Origin of the sequence: Mucilaginibacter sp. NFR10 (assembly GCF_900100445.1) — a bacterium.
Classification (GTDB): Bacteria; Bacteroidota; Bacteroidia; order Sphingobacteriales; family Sphingobacteriaceae; genus Mucilaginibacter; species Mucilaginibacter rubeus.
The window spans coordinates 632,621-650,023 of the sequence record NZ_FMTV01000002.1 but is presented as its reverse complement, the minus strand read 5'-3'; the positions used below and the strand labels follow the sequence as shown (position 1 = coordinate 650,023).

General features: G+C 41.7%; 16 protein-coding genes, 1 tRNA gene and 1 riboswitch. Of the genes, 5 read left to right on the top strand and 12 right to left on the bottom strand.

Going from position 1 to position 17,403, the window contains the following annotated elements:
* Window positions 1-94: 94 nt before the first annotated feature.
* The 8 genes from BLP33_RS10575 to kdsA all read right to left on the bottom strand — a co-directional run bounded on the left by BLP33_RS10575 (window position 95) and on the right by kdsA (window position 8,059).
* On the bottom strand, window positions 95-910 hold the full coding sequence (locus BLP33_RS10575; protein ID WP_090527340.1) for a helix-turn-helix domain-containing protein: 816 nt from the start codon (window positions 908-910) through the stop codon (window positions 95-97).
* 52 nt (window positions 911-962) lie between these two features.
* Window positions 963-2,000: an SDR family NAD(P)-dependent oxidoreductase gene (locus BLP33_RS10570; RefSeq protein ID WP_090527336.1), complete on the bottom strand. Its 1,038-nt coding sequence runs from the start codon at window positions 1,998-2,000 to the stop codon at window positions 963-965.
* 299 nt (window positions 2,001-2,299) lie between these two features.
* Window positions 2,300-2,381, bottom strand: a tRNA-Leu gene (locus BLP33_RS10565).
* 93 nt (window positions 2,382-2,474) lie between these two features.
* Entirely contained in the window at window positions 2,475-3,263 is a 789-nt protein-coding gene (locus BLP33_RS10560) for an ABC transporter substrate-binding protein (RefSeq protein WP_090527332.1), read from the bottom strand.
* 1 nt (window position 3,264) lies between these two features.
* Window positions 3,265-4,668, bottom strand: coding sequence for an undecaprenyl-phosphate glucose phosphotransferase (locus BLP33_RS10555; protein WP_090527329.1), 1,404 nt, complete (start codon window positions 4,666-4,668; stop codon window positions 3,265-3,267).
* 210 nt (window positions 4,669-4,878) lie between these two features.
* Window positions 4,879-6,210: a nucleotide sugar dehydrogenase gene (locus tag BLP33_RS10550; RefSeq protein WP_090527325.1), complete on the bottom strand. Its 1,332-nt coding sequence runs from the start codon at window positions 6,208-6,210 to the stop codon at window positions 4,879-4,881.
* Window positions 6,211-6,321: 111 nt separating this feature from the next.
* Window positions 6,322-7,257, bottom strand: a complete 936-nt coding sequence (locus BLP33_RS10545; RefSeq protein ID WP_090527322.1) for a KpsF/GutQ family sugar-phosphate isomerase — start codon at window positions 7,255-7,257, stop codon at window positions 6,322-6,324.
* 25 nt (window positions 7,258-7,282) lie between these two features.
* A complete protein-coding gene (kdsA, locus tag BLP33_RS10540) occupies window positions 7,283-8,059 on the bottom strand; it encodes a 3-deoxy-8-phosphooctulonate synthase (RefSeq protein WP_090527319.1) in 777 nt (258 codons plus the stop codon).
* A gap of 336 nt (window positions 8,060-8,395) precedes the next feature.
* Here kdsA and BLP33_RS10535 point away from each other — a divergent pair, with 336 nt between their 5' ends.
* The 4 genes from BLP33_RS10535 (at window position 8,396) to BLP33_RS10520 (ending at window position 10,288) form a co-directional block, all read left to right on the top strand.
* A complete protein-coding gene (locus tag BLP33_RS10535; RefSeq protein WP_090527316.1) occupies window positions 8,396-8,725 on the top strand; it encodes an ArsR/SmtB family transcription factor in 330 nt (109 codons plus the stop codon).
* Window positions 8,726-8,731: 6 nt separating this feature from the next.
* Window positions 8,732-9,151: a VOC family protein gene (locus BLP33_RS10530; protein ID WP_090527313.1), complete on the top strand. Its 420-nt coding sequence runs from the start codon at window positions 8,732-8,734 to the stop codon at window positions 9,149-9,151.
* 123 nt (window positions 9,152-9,274) lie between these two features.
* Window positions 9,275-9,763, top strand: a complete 489-nt coding sequence (locus BLP33_RS10525) for a VOC family protein (protein ID WP_090527310.1) — start codon at window positions 9,275-9,277, stop codon at window positions 9,761-9,763.
* Window positions 9,764-9,787: 24 nt separating this feature from the next.
* The gene (locus BLP33_RS10520) at window positions 9,788-10,288 is read left to right on the top strand and encodes an SRPBCC family protein (RefSeq protein WP_090527307.1); all 501 of its coding nucleotides are present in this window, start codon (window positions 9,788-9,790) and stop codon (window positions 10,286-10,288) included.
* 61 nt (window positions 10,289-10,349) lie between these two features.
* Here BLP33_RS10520 and BLP33_RS10515 read toward each other — a convergent pair whose 3' ends face one another.
* The 3 genes from BLP33_RS10515 to BLP33_RS10505 all read right to left on the bottom strand — a co-directional run bounded on the left by BLP33_RS10515 (window position 10,350) and on the right by BLP33_RS10505 (window position 14,793).
* Complete coding sequence (locus BLP33_RS10515; protein WP_090527304.1) at window positions 10,350-10,598, bottom strand: cysteine-rich CWC family protein; 249 nt, start codon at window positions 10,596-10,598, stop codon at window positions 10,350-10,352.
* A gap of 55 nt (window positions 10,599-10,653) precedes the next feature.
* Window positions 10,654-12,978, bottom strand: coding sequence for a 5-methyltetrahydropteroyltriglutamate--homocysteine S-methyltransferase (metE, locus tag BLP33_RS10510; protein WP_090527301.1), 2,325 nt, complete (start codon window positions 12,976-12,978; stop codon window positions 10,654-10,656).
* Window positions 12,979-13,152: 174 nt separating this feature from the next.
* Window positions 13,153-13,344, bottom strand: a riboswitch (cobalamin riboswitch).
* A gap of 210 nt (window positions 13,345-13,554) precedes the next feature.
* Window positions 13,555-14,793: an MFS transporter gene (locus tag BLP33_RS10505; RefSeq protein WP_090527298.1), complete on the bottom strand. Its 1,239-nt coding sequence runs from the start codon at window positions 14,791-14,793 to the stop codon at window positions 13,555-13,557.
* Window positions 14,794-15,141: 348 nt separating this feature from the next.
* Between BLP33_RS10505 and BLP33_RS10500 the strand changes: the two genes are divergently transcribed.
* Entirely contained in the window at window positions 15,142-15,738 is a 597-nt protein-coding gene (locus BLP33_RS10500; protein ID WP_090527295.1) for a TetR/AcrR family transcriptional regulator, read from the top strand.
* 5 nt (window positions 15,739-15,743) lie between these two features.
* On the opposite strand, the gene BLP33_RS10495 is transcribed toward BLP33_RS10500, so the two are convergent.
* Window positions 15,744-17,189 (bottom strand): TlpA family protein disulfide reductase, encoded by a 1,446-nt coding sequence (locus BLP33_RS10495; protein ID WP_090527292.1) that lies wholly within the window; start codon window positions 17,187-17,189, stop codon window positions 15,744-15,746.
* Between the last annotated feature and the right edge of the window lie 214 nt (window positions 17,190-17,403).

Sequence of the window (17,403 nt, the reverse complement as noted above, 5' to 3'; positions counted from 1 at the left end):
ACCATTTTTTAAAGGATTTGGCTATCCTATGCGGGTTATCTGCCGTTTAAGAACTTTTAATAACACAAAGTGTCCTAAGAACAGTTGTTTCAATTTATTTAGCTTTTGACAATTCACTTGGCGTAAAACCAAATTGTTTTTTAAAGGCATATGAAAAGTGCGAGAGGTTTTCAAAACCCGTTTCCAAATAAATTTCAGAAGGTTTGCGATTCTTTTCAGCCAATTGGTATCGGGCGAGTTCAAGCCTTTTTTGCGTGAGCCATTTCTGAGGCGTTGTACCATACACTTTCTTAAAATCACGCTTAAAGGTTGTTAAACTTCGTCCTGTCAGATAACCGAATTTTTCTATGGGCATGTTAAACATATAGTTACGTTCCATAAACTCGACAAGGTTAATTTTATGCGGCTCTGAAAAATCGGATAAAATATGGTCCATACTATCATTTATAGATCGCAATATGGCTATCGCTTCCTGTATTTTCAACGCCGAAAGTTCGCGCGGTAATTTGTATTCCAGATCAAAATAAGGAAGCATTGAGGCAAAAAAACTGTCCAGTAACGGCCCTTTAGATAAAGGAATTATGGCATCAGTTTTAAATACCGTAAAGACTTCATTTTTTTTATGCTCGTAAAATGCTTTCAGCACATCTTGGGTTAGTTTTACAATAATCGCTCTGTAGGGCAAATCGTTTTTTCCCGTTTTAATGAGCCGGGCTAACCGGTTCTTAGGAAATAAAAAAGTTTCCCCAGCCTCAAAAAAATAAGCTTTATTAGATTCAATAACTTTCAATTTGCCTGACAATACCCGGACTACAGAATGCTCCTCAGCAACCAGTTCACTATTTTGGTGAACCGCTTCACTGCAGGTAAATACAATCTCTGCATAATTATTTATTTGCCGTATTGCCATTATACAAAAATAAGCAAATAAAGCCCAACAGCTTGGGCCCTATTTGTTTTGTTTATTGAACATCAAATTTTGTATCAGTAAGTTCCTCGCTCAAAACCCAGAGCCTTTGTGCCGCATTCGGCTCCAGGGCAAATGGGGCCACACCGAATGTCCCGCCAGGGTTGCGCTTCCCTGCGTTACTATCGTAGGCATCGGGATTGTAACTGGCAACTTCGACATCTTGCAGATAAACACCGCCTATATTTTGCAATTGCGGACTTGTTGCGGCCCATACTGTTGTGGCGGCGCCTTGCTCTTTAGTCTTAGACATTTTCTGCATCGCTGCCTGGGCTTCTTCATTGGGTGTACCGTTAGCATTTACAGCACCCAAAGTAATAAAATCTTCAAAGGTTAGGTGCCTGCCCAAATTGGTATCCAATATTAGACCTGGATGCAGTGAATAAGCGCGGACACCGAACGGACGTGCCTTTTTATCGAATTCTACGGTAAATAACACGTTAGCTGTTTTAGACTGGCCGTAGGCCTCAAATTTGTTGTATTCTCTCGTATGATAATTAACATCATCAAAAAGTACAGGAGAATAATGGTGTGCCGAAGAGGAAACCGTCACGACCCTTGCTCCTTCTGTCTTCTTAAGGGCTTCCCAAAGTTTTGCTGTCAGTTGAAAATGTCCTAAGTGGTTCGTAGAAAACTGTGCCTCATAACCTCGGCTGTCACGTTGTAAAGGTGTCCACATGATGCCCGCATTATTGATTAACATATGCAATTGCCTATCTGATGCCAGGAATTTTTCAGCAAACGAAGTAATAGAGGCAGGTTCCGTTAGGTTCATCGGCTCCACTTCTACATTGGCAATTCCTTGAAGATTTAATTTTGCTTTTTCAATATCCCTGGCAGGTACAATTACTGTCGCACCTGCCTTAGACAACGTTTTGGTGATTTCCAGGCCAAGACCTCCGTCGCCGCCTGTGACAATAGCAATTTTTCCATTAATATCCACTCCCTTTATAACGTCAGATGTCGTGGATGCTGCGTTGAAGCCTGAACCTACCGGTTTTTGCAAAGCTCCATTAAAATTATTTTGTTCCATTTTAATTGAAATTTATGAATGCAAAATTAGAAGGTAGCCTATTCAGATGTTTTGTTTTTAAGGCCGAAAAACTTTGTTTATAAGGCCATAGAATCTAATGCGATTTTTAGGTCAGCCAGGCAATGAATTAGCATGTATAACAAAGATTTTTTGAACTTTCAGCAGTTGGATTGACGTCTGGACTCGAACTGCTAAATCACTAAAATACAAATACTTAAAAGAGGAAGTAGATTAATAGCCTATTTATCGAACCAAAAAAGCCTTCAAAATCAATGACTTTGAAGGCTTTTATCTTTTTGTGCGGAAGAAGGGACTCGAACCCCCACGCCGTGAAGCGCCAGATCCTAAGTCTGGTGCGGCTACCAATTACGCCACTTCCGCGTTTCTGATTTAACAGGCTGCAAAGATAGCGTTTAAAATTATACTTAAAAACATAATTTTCATTTTTTTGCTATCATGCTCATTTAGTAGGAATTAATTTTTCACAAGCCCATTTATCAGCCGTTTGAAGTATGCCGGTGCGTATAAAAGCCTGCTGCCATACCATGAAAACATTTCACCATCTACCAAAACTATCTTTGCATTTGGTAAAAGCGACCTAAACTCCTCTATATGTTTTTTAGCGAATGGATATGGCTCTGATGATAGAAAAACAAGATCCGGATTAGCCGCGACTAAAGCATCTGCATCAATCTCCGGGTAACGCTCCCCCTCTGTTACATTGTTTAGTCCACATGTTTGCAGCATACTATCAATGAAAGTTCCCCTGCCGGCAAGCATATAGGGTTTACGCCAGATGAGATAGGCAACTCTCAGCCCTGTTACAGGAAGCTTAATACCCTTAAAACGACCATTAATTTCCGTGCAAAGCACGTTTGCCTGCCCGGGCTTACCTATCATATCACCAATGCAAACAATCATTTGCAAAGCCGATTCCAGATCAAAAATATCACTGATCCAAACCGGGCATATATTCATTAACTCTTCTACCTGAAGACGGTCGTTCTCCTCTTTATTGGCGATAATCAAATCCGGGTTCAGCAATCGGATTTTTTCGACATCAAGCTGTTTAGTCCCTCCTACTTTCGTTGTTGAATTAAACCTATCTGCCGGATGGATACAAAATTTAGTAATGCCTATCACCTCAACGTTTAAGCCAAGGTAAAAAAGCAATTCTGTTTGTGAAGGGACAATGGATATGATCCGCTTAGGGATTCCGGAAAGTTCAACCCTTCGGCTTAGCTGGTCCCGGAATACCGGCATATTAAAACGCGTTCTTTTCGCCCCTAAACACGTTCCATACCGTTAGGAAGATAATCTTCATATCCAGCAGGAACGACCAGTTTTCAAGATACCAAACGTCGGCCTCCACACGCTCAAGCATAGCCTGTGTGGTTTGAGTTTCGCCCCTCAGGCCCGACACCTGGGCCCAACCCGTAATACCAGGTTTAAGAAAATGCCTTACCATGAAAGTATCAATTAGCTGCGAATATTGTTGCGTGTGGCTTATCATGTGCGGCCTCGGGCCTACTACAGACATATTGCCCAATATTACGTTAAAGAACTGTGGCAATTCGTCGATACTTGTTTTACGGATAAATGCCCCGGATTTGGTTATACGTGAATCGCCGCGTGTAGCTTGTTTTTTATCCGAATCGTGATTTACCCGCATGCTACGGAATTTATAGCATTTAAACGGCTTATTGTCCCTGCCTGAACGCTCCTGCACAAAGAATATCGGCCCTTTTGACTCAAGCTTTATAATGATGGCCAAAATGGGGAATAACCAGCTAAAAATAAACAGGATCACAAATATTGAAAAACAGATATCAAACAAGCGTTTAATGGAGCGGTTCAGCATGTTCTCCAAAGGTTCGGGCCTTACGGATATAACCGGGATATGACCGAAGCTTTGTATAAAAGTTGGCTTTTTAGCGTAGTCGTAATATTCTGGCACAAATTTAAACCTGATCAGATTTTTATCCGCATCAAGCATCAACTGCTCTATTTTCTCGGCTTCAGAGTTTGGTAGGGTACAAAATATTTCATCCACTTTATTGTTAAGCACATAGCTTATACAATCATTAGTACCGCCCAAATAAAGGCTTTGATCAAGTACGCTGTCTGATGCATCATCAAAAAAGCCAACAAGCTTATACCCACGCTCTGGGTTTTGTTTAAAAAAGCTATGCAGGTCTGACCCGATGCGGCCCCCGCCTATAATGATAACAGTACGTATATCAATAAGCGTTGCGCGGTCGCTTTTACGGATGCTCAGGAATATTAACTTCCATAAACCAAGCAGGAAGCCGAATAAGGCCAACGAATAAAAAAGATACTCGCGTGTTATAAAATACGCCTTAGTGCCTATTAATATAATGATAGTGAAGCAAATAAAGCTTACAAACAGCAGGTAAGTTTTAATTACGCCGCGATAGGTTTTAATTGAATCTTTATTCAGAACATGTTCATAAAGCCCGGTAATATTAGCTGACAGCAGCCAAATTAGATTAAAAACTAACACAATAGGCAGGTACTGCCTGTTGTTAATCCAAAAAATATATGACCGGTCTTCAATGAAGTAAGAAATTACCATGCTCATATTAAGTATAATATAATCAATGGTAAGGTTCACTGCTTTAATAAAAGTAGCGTATCTGTGAATCATGTATATGTGCTTATGTAGTATGCAACCCTGCTAAAATTACTATAATTATTTACTAATAACAATGTCATAATTAAATGGAGACACGGTTACAAATGTATTATTTCCACAGCCACAAAATTAAAAATTAAGAAATTTATTCAAAATGAATTCTCTGTTAACAGTGAGAAAAAAATGATTTTCTATGTGAAAAAATAATTGTAAAACCAACACTTACAACCGTCCGCTTACAACATCCTTGTTTAAAATACCTTTTATATCATAAATTACCGATGATGATTTATGTTTTAAGCTTGCATAGTCTAAATCATAAAACTCGCGATGTGCCACAGCCATAACAATAGCATCGTAAGCGCCGCTTAGTTGCCCGTAATTTTTTAATGTAGAGATACCATATTCTCTTTTTACTTCATCCGGGTCAGCCCATGGATCATATATTTCACAGGTTGCGTCAAAACCATCAAATCCCTTAATAATATCAATTACCCTGGTGTTACGAACGTCCGGACAATTTTCCTTGAAAGTAAAACCGAGCACCAGGATCTTTGAGTTTTTTACCGAAATATCATTCTTCACCATCAGTTTAATGACTTCAAGGGCAACGTACGTACCCATACCATCATTAAGCCTTCGCCCGGCCAGGATAATTTCGGGATGATACCCCATTTGCTGGGCTTTTGCTGCAAGATAATACGGATCAACTCCGGTGCAGTGCCCGCCTACAAGGCCTGGTTTAAAATTCAGGAAATTCCACTTGGTACCTGCCGCCGCCAAAACCGCATGAGTATCAATATCCATAATGTTGAATATTTTGGCGAGTTCGTTTACAAAAGCGATATTGATATCGCGCTGCGAATTTTCGATCACCTTACAAGCTTCTGCAACTTTAATGGCGGGAGCTTTATGGGTTCCTGCTTTTACTATTGACCGGTATAGGCTATCAATAAAATCAGCAGCCTCGGGTGTTGAGCCCGATGTTACTTTTAAAATATTGGTCAGCGTATGAACTTTATCCCCCGGATTTATACGCTCGGGCGAGTATCCTGCAAAAAAATCACTGTTATACTGCAAACCCGATTCTTTTTGTAAAACAGGCACACAAACATCCTCAGTTACGCCGGGATAAACTGTTGATTCATAAATAACTACATCCCCTCTCTTCAATACACCTGCTATTGATTTACTTGCCCGGATAAGCAGGCTCAGATCGGGCCGGTTGTGCTGGTCGGTAGGTGTGGGTACCGAAACAATATAAACGTTACAGGAAGCAATGTCCGTTATCTGCGATGTGAAAGTAAGTCCCTTGCTTTCATCCTTTAAATTTAAAACTGTCGATAGTTCGTCGCTACTGGTTTCAAGGGTACGATCAAACGCGTTATTCAGCTCATCTACCCGGCTTTGTTTAATATCGAAACCTTTTACAGGATATTTTTTGGCAAATTCAACAGCAAGGGGCAATCCCACATAGCCAAGACCTATTATTGCAATATGAATATTTGCAGGAGCCTGAAATTTATTAGTGATCGAATTTGATTGATCAGACATTTAATTTAACACGGTAGAATATGATAGATACCGGTAAAGATAATCAAATATTACCAAAATCAGCTGCCTCCCGATCCAAAGAATGCGCGGCTTAGGCTAATCAAAAGTGTTTCAGGCTGTATATATCTGGTAAACACCTGTTATTGACCTGTTTTGTGCAGAACCTACCAGTAAGGTAGTGATCTTCTTTTCAAGCATTAACTGCTCGGCATAGCCAACAAATTCATGCTCATCAATAATAACCGGGTTAACGGTCATGATTTCGGCGATAGTTAAGGTTGAGGTATCGGGGTGTTTAAGCAAGGCCCGGCGAAGGTCGCCATCTGTAACCACCCCCTTAATCTCGGACGCCTCACCTACTATAACCATACCTAACCTGCCTTCGGACATGCGCAGTAACAGGTCCATAAATGAAGCTTCCTCATTAATAAAAGGAAGCTTATCGGTACGCATGAGGTCTTTAACCTTTACCAGCAGTTTGCGCCCAAGGCTACCGCCTGGATGAAAGCGCGCAAAATCATGCTGCTGAAAGTTTCGCGACTCCATTAACGCTATAGCCAGGGCATCGCCCATAACCAGCGCCGCGGTAGTTGATGAAGTTGGCGCCAGTTCGAGCGGACAAGCCTCCCTTTCAACTTTTATATTAAGGTGATAACTGCAGTTTTTGGCAACGGTTGATATAGGATTACCTGTTATGCCAATCATAACATTCTTATTCCATTTTAAATAAGGAATAAGTTTCAGCACTTCGTCGGTTTCGCCCGAATAGGATATCAATAAAACAATATCATTAGGGCCTACCATGCCTAAATCGCCGTGAAAAGCCTCTCCCGGATGCAAAAAAAAGCTTGGTGTACCTGTACTGGCCAATGTGGCTGCTATCTTTTTACCGATAAGCCCCGATTTGCCAATGCCAATAACAACCAGCTTTCCTGTTGATTTTAATATGGCATCAACAACCCTTGCAAACTCATCATCAATTGAGCAGGCTACCTGCTGCAGCGACTCTATTTCAATATCAAAAACCCTTTTTGCAATATCTTTCATGGATCCGGACATTCAGAACAAAAACTTACCCTACTAATGGTGCTAAAACCTTATCCAGTTCGTGCAGCTTAACCATGTTAGGGCCATCGCTCAGGGCATTATCAGGGTCGGGATGCGTTTCCAAAAAATAGCCATCGGCTCCAAAAGCCTTTGCTGCCAGCGCCATCATGGGCACAAAAGTACGGTCGCCGCCGGTTTTTCCTCCTGCTCCGCCCGGGCGCTGAACCGAATGGGTACAATCCATACAAACCGGGTGGCCAAAAGCTTTCATATCGTAAATATTCCTGAAATCGACAGCTAAATTATTATAACCATACATATTGCCACGCTCGGTTAATATTACCTGGTTATTGCCGGCTTCAATAACTTTTTGAGCCGGATAAAACATATCATGCCCCGAAAGGAACTGGGCTTTTTTTACGTTGACAATTTTACCGGTTTGAGCAGCCGCAACCAACAGGTCTGTTTGGCGGCATAAAAAAGCGGGGATCTGCAATATATCCGCAACCTCGGCTACAATAGCTGCCTGGAATGGTTCATGGATATCTGTAGTAACCGGTAAACCAAAACGCTGCTTAACATTCATCAGCATTTCCATGCCTTTCTCTAATCCTGGGCCGCGGTATGAATGAATAGATGTGCGGTTGGCTTTATCAAATGACGATTTAAAGATTACCGGCACATTGTATTTCTGCCCGGCTTCGGCTACTTTTTCGGCAACAGTATATAATAACTCCTGGCTTTCCATTACACAGGGGCCAAGAATAAAGAACGGCTTTTGGCTTATTTGTTCAAACAGCATATTGTTAGGATCTATTTATCAGCCACAAAGATGATGATTTTTTTGAGAATCGTACAGAAGGGCCATTTCACTCCCGGGCAAACGCAGATAAATAGGGTTAACAGGGTTAACACTTTTTTAAATATTACTTACAAGATACTCATAATCAAATATTTATTTTTTTGAGGGGTTACACTACGCTAATGTTTTTAAGTGCTTAGGCAAGTCCGAATATTTAATTGTTGGCTCTGTACTTCTCCCCTTCTTTATTTACAAATAAAAATATTAAAAATTTGCGTAAGTGATTGCTTACATATAAATTTGTAAGCAATCACTTACGTATTATATTTGATTTAGATGAGACGAGATGTTTTCCAGGCCATTGCCGATCCAACCCGCAGGGATATCATTAACCTGATAGCCTTTAAACCCATGAACCTGAATGCCATAGCGGATAACTTTGATGTAAGCCGCCCCGCTATATCCCAGCATATAAAAATTTTAACCGAATGCGGTCTTATAGCCATTAAGAAACAGGGCCGGGAACGGTATTGCGAACCCCGCCTGAAACAGCTTGAAGAGGTTGCTCAATGGGTTGAGCGTTACCGCAAGGGTTGGGATGAAAAATTTGACGCGCTCGACAGCCTGCTCGAAGAATTAAAAAACAATGATAAACCTTTAAAATAATCAATTATGACGAAGCAATTCTGGATCAATCTGCCTGTAAAAAATGTAAATGTATCAAAGGAGTTTTTCAGCAAACTCGGCTTCCGGTTTAACTCGCAATTTGGCAACGGCCCGAATTCTGCGGCCATGCAGGTTGGCGAAAAAGATGTTACCGTAATGCTTTTTGACGAAAGCACCTTTAAAGGCTTTGTTGAAAACTGCGGTCTTGCGGATACGGCAAAGGGAGTGGAAGTTCTGCTGTCTATCGACGCGGAAAGCAAGGAAGAAGTTGATGAACTGGCTCAAAAGGCTATCGAAGCCGGTGGCAAAAGCAATCACAAGCCCCGGGAAATGGATGGCTGGATGTACGGCTGCCTGTTTACTGATCCTGATGGCCATAGCTGGAATGTGCTGCACATGGATATGAGCAAAATGCCAGGGAGATAAAAAATCATTTTGTCGCTAATGCCCCCTTATCTCGTCGTTTTTGGACACTATTAGCCCTTGCCAGGGCAGGTAACTTTGAGATATCAAAAGCAACAAATTTTTAATCAATAAAAAACAGAAACCATGGCAACATTTAAAGCAACCCAGAAAGTAACCCCTTTTTTATGGTTTAACGGCAACCTTGAAGAAGCATTGAAATTTTATACTTCGGTATTCAAAAACTCCGAAAGCGAAGTAAGCTCGCTTACCGATCCCGGCAATGGTCGTAAAATGTTAGTTGGAACATTTCGTATCGAAGACCAGCAGTTTTTAGCGCTGGATGGAGGACCGATGTTTAACTTTTCGCCGGCTACTTCCTTTTATATAAACTGCAAAACCCAGGAGGAAATTGATTACCTGTGGGAAGCACTGCCTGCAGGGGGTGGCAAAACCAGTCAGTGCGGCTGGCTCGACGATAAATTCGGCGTTACCTGGCAAATTGTTCCTGAAGTTATGAGCGAATTACTTTATAACAACGAAAACCCTGAAAAAGCCAAAAAAGTTATGGCTGCCATGATGAAGATGACCAAAATGGATATCAAGCTTTTGCAGGAAGCTAACGATAACGATTAATCAATCACCTAAATAAAAAACACCATGATCACCACAAAAAATCAAACAGAAATTAAGGCCGAACCCGGCAAACAGGAGCTTTTTATAACCCGCGAATTTGAAGCACCACGCGAGCTTGTTTTCAGAGCTTTTACCGATCCTGAGCTTATTGTTAGATGGCTGGGGCCGCGCGAACTTAAAATGCGCATAGATAAGTTTGACTGCCGCAGCGGAGGCGCTTACCGTTATATCCATACCGACCCTGCTGGTAATGATTATGGCTTTCATGGTGTTATCCATGATGTAACCGCGCCTGAGCGTATCATCCAAACATTTGAGTTTGAAGGATTGCCCGAAAGTGGTCATGTTACCTTAGAAACTACCCGATTTGAAGCCCTTCCTGATAATAGAACAAAAGTAACCGTTCAGTCGGTTTTTCAATCCGCGGCAGATCGGGATGGCATGCTGCAATCGGGTATGGAACGGGGCGTAAATGATTCGCACAGCCGTTTGGATGAACTGTTTGAAGCAGGGGAAATTATTTGAAAGCTAAAAGCAGAAAGCACAAAGCTTAAAGCTAATTTTTAACGCAATTCATAATATCCTGTTATTGCGTACCCTTTTTGATTGCTTCAAGTATCGTTCTCATTTTTTCCCGGACAGCAGTTGTGCTGATCTCATGCTTCATCGCCATCAGGCATTTGCGGCAAAGGCAATCCGGGTAGGTTAAGCGGATATAGTCGCGCTCCTGGTCGGTGAAGCTGATGCCCTGGCACTGGCACAACAGGATGCTGCCTACTTTGCATTCAAACGGCTCTTTACACCGGGGGCAGTATTTATTTTCATGCTTTGTCATATTAGGTATATAAAACTGCTGTGCACCTGTTACGGTACACAGTAGTTTTTTTTATTTAAGCAGTTACATTGCTGATAACATTTTCGCGGACAGCTTTCGCGGCTTCAACCATTTCTATTAAGGCTTTTTGGGTTTCATCCCAGCCCCGTGTTTTTAAGCCACAATCGGGATTTACCCAAAGCTGGGCATCGGGTATTACGGCCTGGGCGCGTTTAAGCAAACGGATCATTTCCTCCCTGTTGGGTACGCGGGGCGAATGGATATCATATACACCGGGGCCAATTTCATTAGGATACTTAAAATCGGCAAAAACATCCAGCAGCTCCATTTGCGAACGCGATGTTTCTATCGTGATCACATCGGCATCCATATCGGCTATGCTTTTAATAATGTCATTAAACTCCGAATAGCACATGTGCGTGTGGATCTGTGTACTGTCCTGAACGCCGCTCGCCGAAATCCGGAAAGCTTTAACTGCCCAGTCGAGGTAATTTGCCCTGTCATCCCTGCGAAGCGGTAATCCTTCACGAATGGCCGGTTCATCTATCTGGATGATCTTGATACCGGCGCTTTCCAGGTCACAAACTTCGTCACGAATGGCCAATGCTATCTGCGTACAGGTTTCGGAACGGGGCTGGTCATTGCGCACAAACGACCATTGCAAAATAGTCACCGGGCCGGTTAACATACCCTTCATCCATTTTGAGGTTAACGATTGCGCATAAGCCGACCATTTTACCGTCATAGGCTGTGGCCTTGATACATCGCCATAAATAACCGGTGGCTTAACACAGCGGCTGCCATAGCTTTGCACCCAGCCATTTTGTGTAAAGGTAAAACCGGCCAGTTGTTCGCCAAAGTACTCAACCATATCATTACGTTCAAACTCGCCATGTACCAGCACATCCAACCCTATTTCTTCCTGCCATTTTATAGCCTTTTCAGTTTCGGTAGCTATCAGTTTGTTATACTCCCCCAGGGTTATCGCACCTTTTTTTAATTGGGCACGCCAGCTTCGTACTTCGGTTGTTTGCGGGAACGAACCAATAGTTGTGGTAGCAAAAAGCGGCAGGTCAAGCAGTTGCTGCTGCTGTTCTTTCCGTGCAGGAAAAGCACTTATACGCTTTGCATCATTTTCGGTGATGGCGCTTACACGCTGTTTAACTGCTGGGTTATGGATCAGTGCAGATGTTCGGCGGGCCTCGTTTGCCTGCCGGTTTTTTGCCAGTTGATGCAGGCTGCTATCGCTCACCACATCTTCCGATAACTTGCTGAGCAATACCACTTCGTTTATTTTCTGCCGCGCAAAAGCCAGCCACTGTTTAATTTCAGGAGTAAGCACTTCATCGTTGGTTTCATTTTGCAGATCGCATGGCGAATGGATCAATGAGCATGAAGGGGCTATCCAAACGCGGTCGGCACCTAATTTATCCTTCGCATTCTTTATAATGACCAGCGAGTTAACAAAATCATTTTTCCAGATATTGCGCCCGTCAACAACACCTAAAGAAAGGATAGTTTTTTGGGGCAGATGCTCTATTACTTCATTCAATTGCTGAGGCGCCCGCACTAAATCGACATGTAAAACATCAACAGGTAAAGTTGCCGCTAATTGAGTGTTATCGCCCAGGCGTTCAAAATAAGTTGCCAAAACTATCTTCAGGAAAGGAAATTCTTTCCTCAATTGCTTATAGGTATCTTTAAATACCTCCTGTTGTTTTTCGCTTAAATCAAGCGCTAAAAACGGCTCATCAAACTGGACCCATTCGGCACCCAAAGCTTTAAGCTTATTCAGGATATCAAAATAAACAGGCAGCAGATTTTTGATCAGGTCTATCCTATCGAAACCAGCCTCTTTCTCTTTGCCCAACAACAGGTACGATACAGGCCCGATCAACACCGGCTTGCTAACGATGCCCAATTGTTTAGCCTCATAAAACTCATCGATAACTTTGGTGGAGAAAAGTTTAAACTGCTGGTCTTTATAAAACTCGGGTACTATGTAATGGTAATTGGTATCAAACCATTTGGTCATTTCCATGGCTACCACATCCAATCCATCTTTTTGATAGCCGCGGGCCATAGCAAAATACAGATCGAGCTCGGTATTGCCTTTTTGACTGATCACTTCATGATAGCGTTTAGGAATAGCGCCAAACATCAGTGAATGATCAAGCACCTGGTCATAAAATGAAAAATCATTTGATGGGATCACGTCGATCCCGGCTTCTTTTTGCAGCAGCCAGTTTTCTTCCCTGATGTATTTACCCACGGTAAGCACATTTTTTAAGCCCGTTTTGCCTGCCCAATAGTTTTCGCAGACTTTTTTCAATTCGCGCCGGCTACCAATACGCGGGTAACCTAAATTTTGCGTTAGCATTTCTTTTAATTGATTAAATGAATAAATCGGTTAAAAGCCCTTTCAGCTAAGCTTCGTAATGTTTTATGATATGTAAAATATGGAGAGAATATATGGTCACAGCCCGTCATAACGGGCCATAGACCCAAACAGGCAAGTAATCATAACCCAGACCAAGCTTCATACCGCGAAAGCATTGTCAATTCAGTATTAGGCAGGTCTCCTGACTTGTAACATTTTTGCCGTCCTTCCCATCCCCATTCATCAGGACAGTGGACATTACTGGCAAAAACCTTTGTGTTACTTACAGTTGCGCGACAGTTCGTGATTTACACACGATTCCCTATTAATCTACAATTAAGTAAAACCTATACCGGTTGATGAAGTAAAGTAAAGAACTTATCGGGGCAAATATAAGGATCTGCCGGCTGAATATTCAGGTTATTTCTTGGTTAAATTGTAACCCGCACAATGGTCAACAAACAGATCAGCCTAATAAAGCGTTGAATTGTACCATTCTTATGTATCATTGTAAAACAGGTGAAGCCGATAATTAATTACCGGCTTCACCTATTATTTAAGGCGATATCATTCAGCTTATACAGCTACCTCAGCATTTAAAATAACAGCCGCTTCTTCTTGTTTTTGGTGCGAAGCCCTCGCTTTGATGAAAAGCACCAGTGTAACAACAGCCAGTATCGCGAACGATAAATAAGCGGTTCCTAATAACTGCTGATTTTTGATGGCCATAATATTTACAATGCCGTAGCTAAAAAATGAAGTGATAATATAAAGTGAGCCGCCGGTCACGCCGCTTGCGATACCCGCATTTTTTGAAAACCGGCCTAAACAGTAAGCAAATATATTATTGAATATAAAGCCAGATAATAGGTGGACCAATGCTGTAAATGCCATCAGCGTAAATAAATTTGTTTTAATCCCTGCTGTAAACACCATTAAAGCTGCAAAGCCTAATTGCAGTGCAAGCGCTATCGATACTTTTTTGATAAGCGGTTTCCTGATGAGGGTTTTTGAAATAATACCGCCCGCCATCAATGATACCCCCGAAAGCAGCGAACAATAACCGGTTACCACAGGCGACAAATGAAATACATGCTCAATTATAAAAGGGCTGCTCATACCATACACCACCAGCATGGCATAGCTCAGGGAGATCAGGATGAGGCCCAGGGAAAAATCGCGGGTTTTAATGGTAGCCAGGTAAACCTGCAGAATACTTTTAGCTTTGAACGGGTGATAATTTTTTAATGATTCGCCACCGTATACCAGCTCTAAAACAAGTAGCGAAAGAGTGGCTATTCCCAGGAAAAGGAAATTGGATTCCCAGCCAAAGGCAGCTTCAAGGTAACCTCCGATAAAAGGCGCTACAATAGGCGCGGTTGCCCAGATGATAGAAAAAAGGCTGGTATAATGTTTAAGCTGCTCGCCCGAATACATATCTACAAAGTATGCCCTCTTCCCTACTACAATAAGCGCTACCGTGATGCCCTGCAAAATACGCATTGCATAAATAAGCTCGATATTATGACAGATAGCTATGACAAAACTTGCAAATGCAAACACCAGTAAAGAGACAGTACCGATACGGTACCGGCCAAAGCTATCGAGCAAGCTGCCAACAAACAACTGACTAACGCCCGAACTGATCATAAACGCGATGAGCGAAAGCTGAACGGCCGAATTATTGACAGCTAATTCCCTGGCCATAGAAGGTAGGGAAGGTATATAAATATCAGTTGCAAAACCCGAAAGCGGGATCAGCGCGAACGCTAAAATTGTGCTGATGCCCCTGTGATGTTCTTTTATAAGTTTCATAGCTTAATGTTAAAATTTAACAAATCGTAAAAACAGTATGCTGTGCGTTTTTATTTAAAACAAAAGTAGACTAATTGGTTTATTAAATAAAACCATTTGGTCTGCTTTTAACCATGTTTACATTACTATGTCAATCACTGCTTAGCCGGCTTATAAATACAGGCATTCATAAGATAAGTGTAAAAAAATCAACCTAAAGTTATACATTCACAAACCAAACCTGAAAATAAAACACTAACTAACAGCTATTTACAAATAATAAAACACTCAGTTAATTTCAACCAGCCAATCAACGGCCTTTATTTTTTTAAACCATTTAGTCTATATTTGCATAGTAAATAACTGAAGATGAGCAAAGGCGAGCAAAAAAGGCAATTCATTATTGAGCAGGCAGCGATTTTATTTAATGAGAGGGGAATTGCCGGCACTTCGGTTGATGAGATACTTGAAGTTGCCAATACCAGTAAGGGATGTTTTTATGGCCATTTTGAAAGCAAAGACGAACTGGCACAAGCCGCTGTTGATTACCTTTTAGGAAAACTAAACGACAGGAGGAACAACACAGTAAGCAAACATAAAACTGCCATTGCCAAGATCAATGCCGCTTTAGACAACAGCAAAAATCCATTGAAAAGCTATATTGAAGGCGGCTGCCCGATAGTTAATTTTTCGACAGAGACGGATGATACTAACCCGGCCATCAAAAAAAAGTTAAAAGACATGGTTGATACCGCTATAACAACCTATGCCAATATTATTCAGGACGGAATTAGTAATGGAGAACTCTCAAACGCCATAAACCCCGTTGAATTTGCAACCCGGATGATGCTTTCGATAGAAGGAGGCAACGCGATCTGCAGGGTATTAAACAGCACAAAACCAATGCAGATCATGATCAATAGCCTGAAAACTGAACTGGCATCATATGCCCTGGAAAAAGCATAAACACACTACGGCTTCGCGATTGCTTCATTGATCAATTGTTCGGCCTGCGCACTCCCTGGGCCGGGAGCGTCAAAACTGAGCATTTTGCCTTCTTTATCAATCAGTATATATTTTGGAATTGCATAGGCTATGTATGATTGTGCAACTGTACCGTCTTTGTCATAAAGCTGCAGCCAGTCCGGCTTTTCTTCTTTGAGTGCATTTCGCCATTCCTTTTCTCCGTCATGTACGGCAATACTGACAAAAGCAACCTGCGGATTAGTTTTAAACTTGTCGCTTAGTTTTTTATATGCGGGCATTTCCTGGCGGCAGGGCCCGCACCAGCTGGCCCAAAGGTCAATATAAATAACTTTTCCTTTAAAATCGGCCAGGTTAAAAACCTTGCCACGGTCGCTGGGCAAAGTAAAAGCCGGGGCCGGTTTCCCAATTTGTACCTGCATCAGCTGGAGCTTTTTTTCGGTAAAATTCCCGGCGACGTTATTTTTTAAAGCCGGGTTATTAATTGCGTCAATGAATACGCGCATCTCCTTTTGGGCTATATTCAATTTTTCAAGAGAGTTAGCACTACCAATTCTTTTTTCAACGTACCGGTTTAGATAATAGTCCCTTACCTTGCCGGTAAAAAGCTGTTTGATTTTGCCAAGTGTGTACCCGGGCTGCTTCACCGATGCAGAATCGCGCAGCAGATCCAGCCGCTGTTCATAGGCATAATAAAGGGGCAAAACCCATGATTTATAGTCTTCTGATACTAAATATTCGTCATGCGATATACCTTTTGAAAATGCTGAAGGGGTATTTTTTGATACCAGCTCCCTCATCTGCGCCACATTGTATTTACTCAAATCAAGGTGTTGAAGCAGCATGTAAAAATTTAAGCTTTGATTATCTAAATCAATCATTTTCTTAAACGTATTGAAATATTGATCTTGCTTTGCCGGCTTGTTAAACACAACACTTAGTAACGAGTCTTCCAACGTTTTGCTTTTTTTAAGGAATTGGATTAACTCATCGGTCTTTAGTTCATACCACGCTGTCTTGTCGTTCCGGGCAACCAGGATTGAATCTAATTTTACACGGTATTGATTGGTTTCGGCACCTATACCGGTTATCTTTTTAGTTTTCGACAGGTTGACATAATCAATAGCGTCACCGGTTATATGGAGATCATAACCCGGTGCCACATAGATCCGGTTGATTTGAGTGTTGTTTTGCTGGATGCTGGTGCGTTGAGGCTTGGCTATTTTGTACGTTTTTAAATAAAACTCGCCCGAATCATTAAGCCTGATGGTATCCATAAGAAGTTTACCGTTGGCATCTTCAAAAAAGACCTTCAACATTTTTTCGGCCGAATTGCTGAGCTTTCCCTGTATAACAAGTGGCTGAACCGGGTTTTGAGCTACCCCCCTGCCGATAAAATAAAATGAAAGCAGGAACAGGATCATTTTTTTCATAGATGTAATTGGTAGGTTTAAACAAATATAAAGCTCAGCAGCTTATTTCAATACAACTTCGGGATTTAGTTTGCATGTTATCCCAACCCGGAGGCAGACCGGACCAACGATGGTTCAAAAATGAAAACATAGTTCCATCAGCCTTGCCGATCATAAAAAATTAAAAATTATTATAAAATGCTAAATCGATTTATTATATTAGTCAAACCAATTT